Here is a 16,328-nt window from a genome sequence, read left to right on the forward strand (position 1 = left end):
AGCAATACGATACTAATATTATGTCAACTGGGCGATACTTAATATAATCATATTGTATTTTAGTTGTATTTGTTGATTTTTCTTCTGCGTTTTTTTCGTTTTTTTTAAAATTAATTTTGATTTTTTTCTACCTTTAGGCTGCTAATCGTTAGCATTGCAACAATTAACAAAACTAGCTAATTTAACATGCAAAAAATTCTATTCATTTTTTTATCGCTTTTTTTGAGCGGAGGGGCCCTCTATGCGCAAAAAAACGTAGAAGGTGTAATCACCTCTAGTGAAGACGGATCCCCACTGCCCGGGGTAAGTATCCTTGAAAAAGGTACTGGTAACGGAACAACCTCCGACATGAACGGCAAATACACCATTAAGGTGACCGACAACAATAACAGCCTCGTAATTAGCTTCGTAGGTTTTGTTAGTAAAGAGGTTCAAATCGACAAACGCAGCATTATTAATGTAGGTCTCGAACAGGACATCAAGATGATGAATGAGGTCCTCGTAGTGGGCTACGGATCAGTAAACAAGACGACACACGTGGGCTCGTCTAGTCAGATAGGTTCGCTGGATATCGAGAAACGTCCTACCTCCAATGCCTTCAACAGCTTAATAGGTGCGGCCCCTGGTATTCAGACTACCCTACCCGACGGAGCCCCTGGATCCACCCCTTCTATCCGGATTAGAGGATATGGCTCTATCTCCAACTCCAACACCGCACTTTACGTGGTAGATGGGGTTCCTTACAGTGGCGACATTTCTAACTTAAATCCAAGTGATATCGAATCGATTTCGGTATTAAAAGACGCTTCTACAACGGCTATTTATGGCTCTAGGGGGGCTAATGGGGTGATAATGGTCACTACCAAATCAGGTAAAGCAGGAAAGGGAAGCTTTTCTTTCAACGCTTCGGGCGGTGTAATTTCTCGCGGATTGCCCGAATACGAAAGGGTAGATGCCCAACAGTACTATCCACTCATGTGGGAAGCCTATCGCAACAACCTCGTATATGGCTCATCGAAACTTCCTCGCGAAGTTGCCAACAGTGTTGCTTCTGGCCTTACAACCTCTTATGGTGGTAAAAACTACACCGGTATCGCCGACCTACTCGTATACAACCCTTTCAACGTAGCCAACAACCAAGTAGTGGGCGTAGACGGAACGCTTAACCCCAATGCCCAATTGCTTTATCCAGACGACCTAGACTGGGCTAGTGCCCTTCAAAAAGGTGGTAAAAGCCGCCAAAACTACCTGATGTCTTTCGACGGTGGGACCAACAAATCCAATTTCTTCGCCTCTTTGGGGTATACCAACGAAAAGGGATATCTATTAAAATCGGATTTCCGTCGCTTTACTGGCCGTGTTAACGTAAGCACCCAAGCTACAAAATGGCTAAAAACGGGCCTTAACATCAATGGATCCTATAGCCTAAGCAACCAAGATAATGCTGGCGGAAGTAGCTCTATCGTCAACCCATTCCTCGTGTCACGTTATATGGGTCCAATCTATCCTGTATATGCACATGAGGCCGATGGCGCCTATACACTCGACGAGAATGGCAACCGTATCTACGACATGGGTGATAAGCGCCCTTCTTATGGTGGTCGCCATACCATCTGGGAGAATGAGCTCAATACACGCTATCAGGTGCGTACTACCTTGGGAGCCAGAACCTTCGCAACAGTAAATATCCTTCCTTCTTTGAAGGCCACTACCAACCTAAGCTTTGATATTCAGGATACCCACTTGCGTCGCTATGACAACCCGATCATTGGAGATGGATCGCCCGCCGGTAGAGCGTACCATTACCTTTACCGTACTACCAGCTATACCTGGAACCAGCTCCTAGAATACGACAAATCCTTCGGAAAGCACCATGTCAATGTATTGGGAGGTCACGAAAATTATTCTTACAAATACAACACCCTATCGGGTGGTCGCTCGGGCTTTATCGTGGACGGTATCACGGAACTCCCCAACTTCGCCACGGTACTTACCCTTACTTCGGGAGAAGACAACCATACCATCGAAAGTTATTTCAGCAGGGCTAGCTACGATTTCGATAAGAAATACATCATTAGCGCTTCCTTACGTAAAGATGGTAACTCCCGCTTCTACAAGGACGTGAGATGGGCTAATTTCTGGTCGGTCGGTGGTGCTTATAACATCGAGCGCGAAGATTTCTTCAATGTTCGCTGGGTAGACCTACTTAAGCTTCGGGCCTCATATGGGGTAGTTGGTAGCGATGGTATCCTCGACCCCGATGGTTATAGCTTGTATTATCCTTACCAAGCCCTATACAATTTGGGACGTAATAACGACGCTGAGCCCGGTTTTACTCAATATTCGATTGCCAATAATGAGTTGACTTGGGAAACGGCCAAGAATTTCGACATTGGCGTTGATTTCAGCGCTTTCAAAGGCAGATTGTCCGGTTCGGTAGAATACTACCACCGCAAAACCGATGGTCTGATCTTCAGCGTGCCTTTGGCCTTGAACAACGGAGGTACCTTGAGTGGAGGGTTTGAAGTAAACAGAAACATCGGTAACCTTTATAACAAAGGACTGGAGTTCCAAATTACGGGCGATATCGTTCGGTCTGGCGACTTTACCTATAGCACCACCTTGAACCTATCGACCATCAAGAACAGGATCACCAAAATGCCCGACAATCAGGAATTGATCGTTAACGGAACCAAGGCCTATAGTGTAGGACATTCGATTTATGACTTTTACATGCGCGATTTTTACGGAGTAAATAGCGAAACGGGTAAAGCACTTTACCGGACCAATATTATTACAGATAGCACCACCATTATGGGATCGGATACACTGACTCCGTTGATCTCAGAGGCCAACTATCGGTATATCGGCAAGTCGGCTATTCCTAAAATTTACGGGTCTATGCTCCACAACTTTAGCTACCGCAACTTCTCGCTATCCTTCTTGTTGACCTACCGTGTAGGAGGCCAGATATACGATGGTGGCTATGCAGGATTGATGCACGGAGGAAGCTACGGAACGGCCTTGCATGTGGATGCCCTTAACAGATGGCAGCAACCTGGGGACATTTCCGATGTACCTCGCCTCGACGCCGGTGATGTGACCAACCAAGCCGGAACCAGCGACCGCTTCCTTACCGATGCTTCTTACCTTCAACTCAATAATATAAGTCTAAATTACCGGGTACCCGTGGACCTTGCAGCCAAAATTGGTGCCAGCGAAGCCAGTATCTATGTAACAGGAGAGAATTTAGGATTACTTTCTGCTCGCAAGGGTATGAACGTGGTGGGAACCTTTAACGGTACCGTTTCTAACACCTATACCTTCAACAAGGTATTTTCTATAGGAGCCAAATTGAAATTCTAATTCATCAGACTTTATCTAGTATAACCATATGAAAAAGTTATTAACAATACTTCTTGCCTCTTCCCTGCTCGTGGTAAACACAGCCTGTGAGGAGGACTATTTGGAGACCGTACCCACCGACCAAGTATCGGCAGCCGACGCCTTCAAAACTACCACCAACGCCTGGGCGGCCTTAAATGGTATCCACAGGATTATGTATTCCCAAATCTATTCGGTACAGGCCCAAGGAGGCCAGTCGGGGAATATGCTCTATATGGACATCATGGGTGAAGATTTGGTTTTCCCCACTTCTTCCAGCAGCTGGCTACGAAATGAGTACCAGTGGATCTCGCATAGAAGCACCTCCGCTAGTTCCGTTTATTACAATTACGCCTTTTACTATATGATCATTGCTAATGCCAATATGGTCATTAGTAATATCGACCAGGCCGAGGGCCCACAGTCCGACATTAAGGCCATCAAAGCGGAAGCGTTGACTTACCGGGCTTGGGCACATTTTAACTTGGTGCAGATGTTTGGAGAGCGTTTCGATGCTAGCTCGGCCAATAACGGCTTGGGAGTTCCTTTGGTATTGGAACCTACCATTACCCCGAGTCCTAGAAATACAGTTGCCGAAGTATATGCTCAGATCAACACCGACCTTGACGATGCCATTGGCCTTTTTGCTGGATATACTAGAAACAACAAGTCGCACTTCGACCTAACCGTAGCTAAAGGTATAAAAGCAAGGGTGGCTCTTACTCAGCAAGATTATGCCACGGCGGTTACCATGGCCAAAGAGGCACGCACGGGTTACACCCTAATGAGCAACGAAGACTACCTAGGTGGTTTCAACAACTACGATAATAAAGAATGGATGTGGTCATCACGGATCGTTTCGGACCAAACTAACTATTTCTATTCTTTCTTCGCCTATATGTCTAACAACTTTAGCGCATCGGTTATTCGTACCACCCCTAAGGTGATATTCTCCGTCCTTTATGACAAAATAGCAGAAGGTGATATTCGTAAAAAGCTTTGGGACCCTACCGGTACGAACACGGTCGATTTCCCCCTTCCTGCTTCTACCTTCCAGCGGTTTAAGTATCATTCTAGGAAGTTTAGAGTGGCCGACCAGTCTTTGAGCATCGGAGATGTTCCCTATATGCGTGCAGCAGAAATGTACCTGATCGAAGCAGAAGCCCTGGCCCGTCAGGGTAAGGATGCCGATGCCGCTACCGCCTTGTATCCTTTGGCAGTGAACAGGAACCCTAGCTACGTGAAGTCGACCAATACGGGTGCGGCTTTGATCGAAGAGATCATGATTCAACGTCGTGTTGAACTATGGGGAGAAGGCTTCCGTTTTTATGACCTAAAACGTACCAACAGTGCCCTGAATAGGAATGGTGGCAACCACAGTGCCACTTATACCAATGGTGTACTGGATGTGCCTGCTGGCGATAAAAGATGGCAGTTCTTAATCCATCAGGACGAAATCAATAACTCGAACGGCCTGATCGAACAAAATCCTCAATAAGGATAGAAACAACAAAAAAAAGCCTGGACCGCATGTCGGTCCAGGCTTTTTTTTGTTAGCCCCTTTTAGTCGATTAGCTCGGTTTTTACGCTCACCTTCGTTTTCCTTTTACGGGTAACATCATATAGATCGGTGCGTCGGTCCTTCAACACCTGCACAGAACCATGCTCGTGAAGCTCTTTAAGCTGAAGCAGGTCTACATCGGCGATCAGCATCATCTCGGTGTTGGGGGTCGTTTCGGCCTTCACCCCATTGGTAGGAAACTGGAAGTCGGCAGGGGTAAATACCGCCGACTGGGCATAATGTATGTCCATGTTTTCAACCCCTGGCAGGTTACCCACACAGCCTGAAATAGCCACATAACATTCGTTTTCTATAGCCCGAGCCATAGAACAGTTCCGAACCCGCATATAGGCGTTTTGAGTATCGGTGAGGAAGGGAACAAATAGTATATCCATCCCTTGACTCCCCAGCAAGCGGCTTAGTTCTGGAAACTCCACATCATAGCAAATGTTGATCCCGATTCTACCACAGTCGGTGTCAAAAACCGCTACTTCATTCCCCCCTACCATTCCATAATGGCGCACTTCGTTGGGAGTAATATGGATTTTCCGATACTCCTCACTGGTACCATCGCGGCGATATAGATAAGCGGCATTATACAAGAGTTCATCTTCTACCAAGGGCATACTCCCCCCTACAATATTGACATTATAGGAAATAGCAAACTCCTCCATTTTCTTACGTACCTGAGCCGTAAAATCGGCTAACTTCCGTACCGCCTGTGGCTCTGGCATCTCGTTAAACTGAGCCAATAAGGGCATATTGAAGAACTCTGGGAAGAGAATAAAGTCCGATTTATACGAACTTACCGTATCTACAAAGAACTCAACCTGGTCGAAAAAGGCGTCCACATCTTTGAACAACCGCATCTGCCATTGTACCACCCCAATCCTGATGATGGAGTCGGAGGGATTGGTGCGTTTTTTGCCAGGCTGGAAATATATATTATTCCATTCGAGCAAGGTGGCGTAATCCTTCGACTGGGTATCTCCGGGCAAATAATTATTGAGCACCTTCCTTACGTGAAAGTCGTTGGCCAACTGAAAGGTGAGGGTAGGATCGAACAACTCCCGGCTCTTCACCTTCTCGATGTACTCCTTCGGTGTAAATTCCTTGGCATAGGTGTTATAATTGGGGATACGCCCCCCAGCCACGATACTGCGTAGATTAAGTCGCTCACACAATTCCTTGCGAGCGTCGTACAACCGTCGCCCCAGCCGTAAGTTGCGGTATTCGGGATGCACAAACACCTCGATGCCGTACAGCACATCCCCTTTGGGGTCGTGGGTGCTAAAGGTATAGTCGCCAGTAACTTCCGCATAGGTATGCTCGTCACCATATTTGTCGTACTTAATGATAATAGACAAGGCTACGGCTACCACCTTTTCGTCGACCTCCACACATAGCTGGCCTTCCGGAAATTTCTTCAATAGCATATCGATCTTTTCCCGTCGCCAATATTCCCCTCCTATTCCTTCATAGGCCTCTATCATGGCCGCCTTCAAATCGGCATAATCGGCCTCCGTTAACTCCCTGTTAATAATTTTCATAAAATAATTTGTTGGCGCTTGAATAGGTCTTTAATTGATATCAAAATTAATGCATTTGCTATCTTCAGCCACTATCCAAGTCAGCAATATTTGAATTCTATCCCTAAACTACCCCTCTTTTCCCCCCAGCTCTTTAAAGAAACAACCTGACGATGAAACTACACCTCAGCCTTCTTCGGACTTACAGCCATTAAACCCATTCTCCAATCGGATATAGGGGCTCATGGAGACGGCGAAGTCAGGCTGCCAAACCAATATAATTAGCGATTCCGTATACAGCCCCTAATGCTAAATCCGGTCGATCAATTCCTTGACCTTTCTCACTTTTTTACCAGCCAAATGATCCGCAATAGCGGCGGCGTGGTCGCGTCCATTCTCAATAAACACCTTTTCGGTATGCACGCCAGCGAGCACGGTACCACAGAGGTACAGTCCTGGCACATTGGTCTCGAAGGTATCGGTATCGTAGGTCGGCACTTTAGAGACCGGGTCGAGCTCAACCCCACAGCGAGCCAACAGGTGCTCGTCGGGCAGATACCCCACCAGTAAGAATACAAAATCGGCCTTTATCCACTCCATCTCACCCGAGTGCGTGTTGGCGATCTGCATGCGGCCTGGCTCTATGGCCTGCACCACCGAGTCGAATCGGGTATTGATTTTACCCTCTTTTACCCTATTTTTTATATCTGGTACCAGCCAATACTTGACTTTCGTACGAAAATCGGCCCCTTTATGAACGATCGTTACGCGGGCGTCGTGACGGTACAGCTCCAAGGCAGCTTCCACCGCCGAGTTGGACCCACCTACCAACACTACGTCGGTAAAGGAATACTTGAAAGGTTCGTCATAATAATGAGATACATGGGGCAGACGCTCCCCTGGAATGTCCAATTTACGAGGTACATCGAAATAGCCCGTAGCCAATACTACCTTAGAAGAGCGAAAGGTAGTCCCATCGGCCGCATAAGTAATAAACCCTCCATCCGGCTGCTTTTCCACCTTGTCTACCGTTACAAAGAGCTTAAACTGGAGATCATAATACCCCGCCACCTTCCTGTAATATTGCAAAGCCTCGTTACGATTGGCCTTCACTTCGGAAATTGCGAAAGGGATTCCGCCTATTTCAATATTTTCGGCAGTCGAAAAAAAGCGCATTCTCCTGGGATATTTCCGAATCGATTCGGTCAAATTCCCTTTTTCGAGGATTAAATAATCCAGCCCATTGCGGGAGGCCTCTATGGCCATAGCCAACCCACAAGGGCCACCACCTATAATAATCAAATCGTACTGATGCATATGCTGTTTTTAAAGGGCACTTAGACGTGCGCGTTTTGATTTACTTAAAATAGAGTCATTGGACTGCTATATGTTGTTTTTCAATATTTTTACTGAACTTTGCCTCCCCTTTTAGTGGTTTACCGGGCAAGTATCAATTCATAATCGTTTACAAATCATTGTTCACTTCGGCTCAAGAATTCAGAAATCGACTCAACGAGTGGGGAGACGCGGGCATTCCATTCGTCTTTATGATCGACTATGCCAAGTCTCAACCCATGGCCTGGACGACCGAAGCCTTGGATGCACCCACCATAGCATTCGATTTCAATGGCTATAGCAATGGATCTATACTCCCAAAAAGACATATATTCGAAAAGTTTAGTTTCCATAAGGCGCCAATTTCCTTTGAGCAATATAAGCAGAAATTCGACCTGGTGATGCGCCACCTCAATGCCGGCAACTCCTTTCTGGTCAATCTGTCGGTCCCTACTCCTATCGACACCAATCTTACTTTACACGATATCTTCGAAAGGGCTCATGCCCCCTATCGGCTTCGCTACAAAGACGAATGGGTATGCTTCTCTCCAGAGATTTTCGTTCGAATAAAGGACCATGAAATAGGGTCCTACCCGATGAAAGGGACTATCGATGCCGCCATTCCAAATGCGGCAGAAAAGATCCTGAACGACCCAAAGGAGTCTGCCGAGCATGCTACGATCGTCGATCTGATCCGCAACGACCTGAGTATGGTCTGCAATAAGGTGTGGGTGGAAAGATACCGCTATTTGGAGCCCGTACAGACCCACCAGAAAACCTTGTTACAGGTAAGTTCCGAAGTCAGAGGGACGCTAGCTCCCACTTTCCAAAACAGATTCGGAGACTTGCTCTGGGAACTCCTGCCTGCTGGCTCCATTACTGGCGCCCCTAAGCCAAGTACCATGGCCATCATCGAAGAGGCAGAAGGGTACCAAAGGGGGTATTATACCGGGGTGATGGGCTATTATGATGGGGTGCAGTTCGAAAGTGCCGTCATGATCCGCTTCATCGAGAAAGGGCCCGACGGCCTGCTCTTTAAAAGCGGTGGCGGGATAACGGCCCAAAGTGTTGCCGAAAGTGAATACCAAGAAATGATCGACAAAGTATATTTCCCCTTCGAAAATGTCCAACCCAGCATTGTATAATTTTTGCTTTGAAACCATCTGTGTGGAAAACCGGCAGATTCGCAATCAATCCTATCACCAGGCGAGGATAAACCGCACCCAGCAGGCCCTATGGGGAGGCATTAAAACCATAGACTTGGGCCAAATAACCATCCCCGACCATATCACCAAAGAGCGTCACAAATTAAGGATCAGTTATGACCAGCATATACAACAGATCACCTGGCAGCTACATCACCCCCGGCCGATCGGCCAGGTAAAAAAGGTGTACGCTCAGGGAATCGACTACCGCTACAAATATGAGGATCGCCGCGGCTTGGAGGCCCTATTTGCCCTGCGCGAACAGGCCGACGAAATCATTATCGTACAGGATGGCTTGCTTACCGACAGCTTTTATGGCAACCTGGTACTGGGCGATGGTACCACCTGGCATACCCCCGCCAATTGCCTTTTACCAGGGACACAAAGGGCTTATTTGATAGATCAGGGCGTCATAACCCCGCAAATCATCCGAGAGGAACAGATCCAATCCTATCCTCTGTTGAGGATCATCAATGCGCTCAATGATTGGGAACATGCGCCTACGATACCCTTGCAATCCGTTGTATAATCCACACCGAAATATGATTATCGGCAGAAGTAATACAATATTGGACGAATCTAATACGATCTCCTTCCATTTTTGAGCAATAAGACATCAAAAAAGAGAACAATACTGTAAATTGCACCTCCATTAAAGAGAATATTAGACTTGCACCCAGCATCGCAACCCAACTTATTCGAAGACGAGACTACCTACTTTGCCGACTTGATTCTGCCGGTGCCTATCCCCTCGCTGTTTACCTACCGGGTGCCCAGGGATATGGCCTCCATGATTCAGGTAGGGGCGCGGGTGATCGTACAGTTTGGGTCCAAAAGGGTGATAACCGGTGTGGTGGCTCAATTGCACACCACGCCACCCGTTAAGTACCAAGCCAAGTATATTCTGGAATTGCTCGACGACCAGCCTATCGTCACGGCACAGCAGCTTGGACTATTTAAATGGGTGGCCGAATACTACCTCTGTAATATTGGCGAGGTCATGAATGTAGCACTTCCAGCAGGGCTCAAAATCACCAGCCAAAGCAAAATCCAATTCAATCCGGAGTTCGAAGACGACCACCTACTCACCGACCTGGAGACTATCATCGTAGAGGCGATCAAAAAGCAGGACGCCTTGACCTACGAAGAAGTGGAAAGATTGGTACAAAAAACCAAGATTACCACCATCATCAAGTCGTTGGTGGGAAAAAGGGCGGTGATACTATTTGAAGAAGTCAAGGAAAAATACAAGCCTAAGGTTCTACGTAAAATACGACTGACCGCGGCCTACCTGACCGACGACGCCTTGGTAGCGCTGACCAATTCCCTGGAAAAGTCGGCCAAGCAACAAGAAATCCTATTACGCTACCTAAGCCATGTACCCGTATACAACCATGCCGAGCTCAACCAGAAGGGCTTAGACAAGTCTGTTTTCAGCCAGGACGACAGCCTTTCCGACTCCGCCTTACAAACCCTGATCAAAAAGGGTATCTTCGAGTCCTTTGAAGTTTTTATTTCCCGATTCGACGATATCCCGATGGGTAAGCCCGTAGAGATCCACCTTAGTGAGCCTCAGCGCATCGCTTTTACTGACATTCAAAGGCAGTTTCAGGAAAAAGAGGTAGTGCTCCTTCATGGTATCACGGGCAGTGGGAAGACGGAAGTATATATCGAACTCATTAAGGCGGCCTTATCGGGAGGCACACAAGTCCTATTCTTGCTGCCCGAAATAGCCCTTACCACGCAAATCGTGGTACGCTTGCGCAAGGTCTTCGGGGATAAAATGGGGATTTACCATTCCAAGTTCTCCGATAATGAACGGGTAGAAGTTTGGAAAGGAATCCTGGACGGAAAATTTCAGTTCGTCGTGGGGGTACGTTCCGCCATATTTCTTCCCTTCGACAACCTTGGCCTTATCATCGTAGACGAGGAGCATGAGACCTCCTATAAGCAGTTCGACCCGGCTCCACGCTACCATGCCAGGGATGTGGCCGTTATGATGGCCTACCTCCATAAGGGCAAAACCCTCTTGGGATCGGCCACTCCCTCTTTGGAGAGCTACTACCATGCCCAAAATGGCCGGTATGGCCATGTAGAAATGAATATACGCTATGGCAATGCCTCCTTGCCTCAATTTGAGCTGATTAATACCAAGCTTGAAAAGCGACAGAAGAAAATGAAAAATGAGTTTTCTTCCGTTTTACTAGCCCATATCGAGAAAAATTTGGTACAAAATCACCAGACCATTCTCTTTCAAAATCGACGGGGGTACTCCCCCTATCTACAATGTGAAGAATGTAGCTGGATAGCCGAATGTAATAACTGCGACGTAAGCCTAACCTACCATATGAAAGTGGGTGAACTACGCTGCCATTACTGTGGCCATAAGGAACAGGTACCGCGCACCTGTCCCACTTGTGGCTCTCCGAAGGTAAAAACCATGGGGTATGGAACTGAAAAAATCGAAGATGAGTTATCCATACTTTTCCCCCAAGCCAGGGTTCAAAGGATGGATTTGGATACTACGAGGGCCAAAAACGCTTATCAACAAATTATCCAGGAGTTCGAACAGGGACAGATCGACATTCTGGTCGGCACCCAAATGGTGAGCAAAGGCCTAGATTTTGACAATGTCAGTATGGTCGGTATCTTTGACGTCGATAGAATGATCCATTTCCCCGAGTTTAGAGCATCGGAAAGGGCCTTTCAGATGGTCACTCAGGTGAGTGGCCGCGCAGGACGCCGGGCCGACAAGCCAGGGTCCGTTCTGATCCAAACTGCCAACCCGGCACAGCCGCTGTTGGAAAAAATAATACAGCACGATTATAAGGGCATGTATGCTGCTGAAATAGAGGAAAGAAACAAATTCCAATACCCTCCATTCACGCGCCTTATCAAGCTGACTGTAAAGCATATAGACGCTAACACGAGCCGGAGAGCCGCCACCATTCTGGCCGAGAAACTTCATGTGGAATTAGGTAAAAGCAGAGTACTGGGCCCAGAGCCACCCTTGGTCGACCGGGTAAGAAATCAGTATTTGTTTGATATTCTAATAAAACTTGAAAGAGAAAAGATTAATTTTAAGGCGGCAAAAACCTTTATACAAGAAAAAGTACTCGATGTCTTGACAGACAAGACCTTAAAAAGCATCCACATTGTAATCGATGTAGATTCCATATAAAACAATAATTTACTGCACAGTAACCTATGTCATCCAAAAAAACCAGAATTGTAGCCACCGTAGGCCCCACTTCAGAAACCAAGGAAATGCTACTTTCCTTAGCCCAAGCAGGAGTCAACGTATTCAGACTAAACTTTTCGCACGGTACCCATGCCGATCACCTGGCCCGACTTACCACCATCCGCCAAATCAACGAGGAGCATGGAATGAACCTCGCCATCTTACAGGATCTTCAAGGCCCAAAAATTAGAATTGGATTGGTAGAGGATAAGGATGGTGTTCTGATTGAAGCTGGTAATAAATTGATTCTTTCCAATACCGAAGTACTGGGCACCGCCCAAAAAGTGAGCACTCCTTACGATGGAATGTATAACGACGTAAAAATTGGCGACCGTATCCTGATGGACGACGGCAAGCTAGAGGTACTCGTTACAGGTATTGAAGGCACCGATGTAGTGACTGAGGTCGTCTACGGCGGGCTGCTCAAATCCAAAAAAGGAGTGAACCTACCCAACACCAGGGTATCTATGCCTTCGGTAACCGCCAAAGATTACGAAGATCTAGAGTTCGGCTTGGAACATAACGCCGAATGGATCGCCTTGTCTTTCGTAAGAACGGCCGCTGAGATCATTAAAGTGAAGGAATATATCCAAAGCAAAGGCAAGCTCTCGAAGGTAGTAGCCAAAATAGAAAAACCCGAAGCCATCGAGAATATCGACGAGATTATCGCCGCTACCGATGCTATAATGGTTGCCAGAGGAGACTTGGGCGTGGAACTTCCTGCTGAAGAAGTACCTATGATCCAAAAAATGATCGTGGAGAAATGTAACAAGGCGGGCAAGCCCGTTATTGTGGCTACTCAGATGCTCGAAAGTATGATCGACAGCCCCCGCGCTACCCGTGCCGAGCTTAACGACGTGGCCAACTCCGTACTCGACGGCGCCGATGCCGTCATGCTAAGTGCCGAAACGGCTTCGGGTAAATACCCCTTGCTAGCCGTTGAAAGCATGACCCGCACCATAGAAAGGGTTGAAAGCAACACCAACGCCGTGTACTTCAAATACCACGCATACGTCAACGAGCATGAAGGCGTCAACAAACTAAACGATAACGTGGTGATGAGTGCCTGCCGCTTGGCTAGGGATACCCAAGCCGCCGCTATTATCGGGATCACTAGCTCGGGATATACCTCGTTCCGCCTGTCGCACCACCGTCCTAAAGCCAAGTTGATCCTCTTCACTTCTAATAAGATGCTGATGAACCAACTGGCCCTTTACTGGGGTACTAAGGTGTTCTATTACGATAAAGAAGAACAAATATCTACCGACAAACTAGTAGAAGATATCAAAAGCTTTTTGATCGAAAAAAAGGAACTTGAAAAAGGAGATGTGTTTATCAATTGCTTAAGCATGCCACTTTCTAAAAAACGCAAAACCAATACCGTTAAAATTAGCGTGGTAGAATAACCTCCGTTTTATAAAAAAACACCAGGTACCCGGCATCTTCCGGGTACCTTTTTTTGTGCCATTTTAAATAAAACTAAAATTATAGTTTCACAACTAAATGTTTAGTTCTATATTTGTCCATACCTAAAAGCAATAGACTATGGAAATAAAAACCCTTACCCGAGCCGAAGAAGAGGTGATGCGCATCTTGTGGCGCCTAAAGAAAGCCTTTGTAAAGGATATATTGGCCGAAATGCCCGAACCCAAGCCGGCCTATAACACGGTATCGACCATTATCAGAATCCTAGAGAAAAAAGAAGTGGTGGGCTACCAGGCTTATGGAAAGACCCATGAGTACTACCCCCTGATCGATGAAGATACCTACAAGCGCCACGAAGTGCAGAATTTGATGCAAAACTATTTTGGCAATTCACTCCCCAACCTACTTTCGTACTTCGCCAACGAGAAGGTGATTAAGGAAGAAGAGCTTAAATACATCCTAAAGATCATAGACAGCCCTGAATCCAACTCCTAATGGAACTACTACTCTATCTTGGAAAAGTGAGTCTCTACTGGATCGTATCCTGGGGGCTCTATAGGCTACTCCTTAGTCGACATACATTTTTTGTCTGGAACAGGGCCTACCTACTCCTATCCCTGCTAGGAGCCTTACTCTTACCCTTTATCCAATATCCCCAGCAGGTGCCAGGGCTCCCGGAAGTATATCTGAGCACCCTGCCCACCTTCGAAGTCACCCAGCTTCCCCCCAGCCCTCCAGGAATATCACCTTGGACGCTACTTATATGGACGCTTTATGCATGTGGGGCCGCACGGGCGGCCATCCGCTTGGGACGACAATGGCAAAAAATTGGCCAAATCATGGGACAAGGGGAGAAAATAGAACTGGACCAAGGAAATCTCATCCTACTCAATCACTCTCATATCGGTTCCTTTTCATTTTTGAACAGCATCGTTATCAACCAGAACGACTACGTCCATCATTTCGAGCCCATACTTCGCCATGAAACGGTACACCTCCAGCAAAGGCATAGCCTGGACATACTATTGGTAGAGGCCCTGCGCATCGTTTTTTGGTTCAACCCTATCTTACTCCTCTACAAGCGGGAACTACAGATCGTACATGAGTTCCTGGCCGATAAAGATGCCCAAAACCGTCAGCATTATGCCCATTTCCTGCTGTCGTATGTTGCAGGACAGAGAGTTACCGGACTGACGAATACCTTTTTTCAATCATCTCAAATCAAAACAAGAATCACCATGCTTTACAAAAAACCAACTTCTGCCTGGATGTTGAGTAGCTACGTCGTAGTCATGCTCGGCCTAGGCTCCGTGGCCCTTACGGTGGCCGGTTGCCAGCAAACCAGCGATCAAAAGGAGGCTACCCTACCGGAATCGATAAAAGTGGAGGGCGACCAGGAGCGCATCGATGCAAGCCTGGAAGGAAAAAAGATATTCGCAGTAGTGGAACAACAACCGGAATTCCCAGGAGGACAGGAAAAACTATTCCAATTCTTAGGCGACAACCTAAAATATCCAGAAGAAGCCACCAGGGCCAATATAGAGGGAAAGGTAGTCGTATCATTCGTAGTCACCGAAACGGGAGAAATTGGCCAGGCTAAGGTCCAGAAAGGAATCGGTCATGGCTGCGATGAGGAGGCCTTGAGAGTTGTAAAGGCATTTCCAAAATGGACCCCAGGAGCTCAAGATGGACAAGCGATCAACGTACGATATGTATTACCCATCAACTTCCAACTCAATACTTCCCATAAAACCACCACACAGCCTCAGGCGATTGAAAACCTGCCCGCCGACAAGCGTCCTATGGTCGTCATTGATGGCCAAAAGCAAGACCCAACGGGTCCTGACCCCATTAAAACCCTTCCTCCATCCCGCATTGCCAGCATCAATGTACTAAAAGGCCCCAAGGCACAGGAGGCATATGGAGCCGAAGGGGCCAACGGAGTCATAGAGATTAAGACGAAGGCGGAATAAGACAACCCCCATCCCCCCCACCACCGGCTTGTAACACAAGTCGGTTTTTTTGTAGGCATTCCCAAAATTGATGTCACTTAATTGGCTATATTTTTAACTTATTTCGTATCTTTAACCATAACATCAATCCATTCAGTCCATTACATCCGGCTATCATTGCATCCTGCTTCATTCTATTCACCACTAACGCCAAGGAATTATGGAAAAAATGAGTCCCAACACCAACAGCCTTAATTGGTTCGAAATCCCCGTTACCGATACGGCACGGGCCAAAGCCTTTTATGAGGCGGTCTTCGATGTGCAGATGAGCACCCAAGATATGCTCAATATGGAAATGACCTTTTTCCCATCGGACATGGAGGTTCAAAATGGCCGGGTCTCGGGAGCACTCGTAAAAAGTGACTTCCATAAACCCAGCGCCGATGGTTCCATTATCTACCTCAATGCCAACCCAACGATTCAGACGGTAATCGACCGAATAGAACCCGCCGGGGGAAGCATCATCATGCCCAAAACCAAAATCAGCGACGATATCGGCTATATGGCCTTCTTCGCCGATACGGAAGGCAATCGGGTAGCGATACATGCAGGGGCCTAAGCTCAGTACCTGAGTGGTATTGGCAGAAATTCGCCGACTTGCACATGGCCTACAAATATTTTAGATAACTTGTAGGC

The 16,328-nt window shown here is 47.0% G+C and carries 11 protein-coding genes; 9 read left to right on the forward strand and 2 right to left on the reverse strand.

All coding sequences use genetic code 11. The features are described 5' to 3' along the window. Positions 1-186 precede the first annotated feature (186 nt). Both CLV98_RS13175 and CLV98_RS13180 read left to right on the forward strand, forming a co-directional pair. The gene (locus tag CLV98_RS13175; protein WP_109674801.1) at positions 187-3,366 is read left to right on the forward strand and encodes a SusC/RagA family TonB-linked outer membrane protein; all 3,180 of its coding nucleotides are present in this window, start codon (positions 187-189) and stop codon (positions 3,364-3,366) included. 28 nt (positions 3,367-3,394) lie between these two features. Continuing rightward, positions 3,395-4,882: a RagB/SusD family nutrient uptake outer membrane protein gene (locus CLV98_RS13180; RefSeq protein WP_109674802.1), complete on the forward strand. Its 1,488-nt coding sequence runs from the start codon at positions 3,395-3,397 to the stop codon at positions 4,880-4,882. 65 nt (positions 4,883-4,947) lie between these two features. On the opposite strand, the gene CLV98_RS13185 is transcribed toward CLV98_RS13180, so the two are convergent. Together CLV98_RS13185 and CLV98_RS13190 are read right to left on the reverse strand one after the other, a co-directional pair. Beyond that, positions 4,948-6,495, reverse strand: a complete 1,548-nt coding sequence (locus tag CLV98_RS13185) for a bifunctional GNAT family N-acetyltransferase/carbon-nitrogen hydrolase family protein (protein WP_109674803.1) — start codon at positions 6,493-6,495, stop codon at positions 4,948-4,950. A gap of 288 nt (positions 6,496-6,783) precedes the next feature. Continuing rightward, complete coding sequence (locus CLV98_RS13190) at positions 6,784-7,791, reverse strand: YpdA family putative bacillithiol disulfide reductase (protein ID WP_109674804.1); 1,008 nt, start codon at positions 7,789-7,791, stop codon at positions 6,784-6,786. A gap of 158 nt (positions 7,792-7,949) precedes the next feature. Between CLV98_RS13190 and CLV98_RS13195 the strand changes: the two genes are divergently transcribed. The 7 genes from CLV98_RS13195 (at position 7,950) to CLV98_RS13225 (ending at position 16,251) form a co-directional block, all read left to right on the forward strand. Then, positions 7,950-8,954 (forward strand): aminodeoxychorismate synthase component I, encoded by a 1,005-nt coding sequence (locus CLV98_RS13195; RefSeq protein ID WP_109674805.1) that lies wholly within the window; start codon positions 7,950-7,952, stop codon positions 8,952-8,954. After that, on the forward strand, positions 8,932-9,543 hold the full coding sequence (locus CLV98_RS13200) for an aminotransferase class IV (RefSeq protein WP_109674806.1): 612 nt from the start codon (positions 8,932-8,934) through the stop codon (positions 9,541-9,543). The genes CLV98_RS13195 and CLV98_RS13200 overlap by 23 nt, the downstream gene beginning before the upstream one ends. Positions 9,544-9,684: 141 nt before the next feature. Beyond that, a complete protein-coding gene (gene priA, locus CLV98_RS13205) occupies positions 9,685-12,195 on the forward strand; it encodes a replication restart helicase PriA (RefSeq protein WP_262512150.1) in 2,511 nt (836 codons plus the stop codon). Between the two features lie 26 nt (positions 12,196-12,221). Continuing rightward, positions 12,222-13,661: a pyruvate kinase gene (gene pyk, locus CLV98_RS13210; protein ID WP_109674807.1), complete on the forward strand. Its 1,440-nt coding sequence runs from the start codon at positions 12,222-12,224 to the stop codon at positions 13,659-13,661. A 139-nt stretch (positions 13,662-13,800) separates the two neighbouring features. After that, positions 13,801-14,175 (forward strand): BlaI/MecI/CopY family transcriptional regulator, encoded by a 375-nt coding sequence (locus tag CLV98_RS13215; protein ID WP_109674808.1) that lies wholly within the window; start codon positions 13,801-13,803, stop codon positions 14,173-14,175. Continuing rightward, a complete protein-coding gene (locus tag CLV98_RS13220; RefSeq protein WP_109674809.1) occupies positions 14,175-15,653 on the forward strand; it encodes a M56 family metallopeptidase in 1,479 nt (492 codons plus the stop codon). The genes CLV98_RS13215 and CLV98_RS13220 overlap by 1 nt, the downstream gene beginning before the upstream one ends. Before the next feature lie 199 nt (positions 15,654-15,852). Then, positions 15,853-16,251 carry a VOC family protein gene (locus CLV98_RS13225; RefSeq protein ID WP_109674810.1) on the forward strand — a complete coding sequence of 133 codons (399 nt, stop codon included), beginning with the start codon at positions 15,853-15,855 and terminating at the stop codon, positions 16,249-16,251. Positions 16,252-16,328 lie beyond the last annotated feature (77 nt).

Origin of the sequence: Dyadobacter jejuensis, assembly GCF_003149085.1 — a bacterium.
In the GTDB taxonomy this organism is placed as follows: Bacteria; Bacteroidota; Bacteroidia; order Cytophagales; family Spirosomataceae; genus Dyadobacter; species Dyadobacter jejuensis.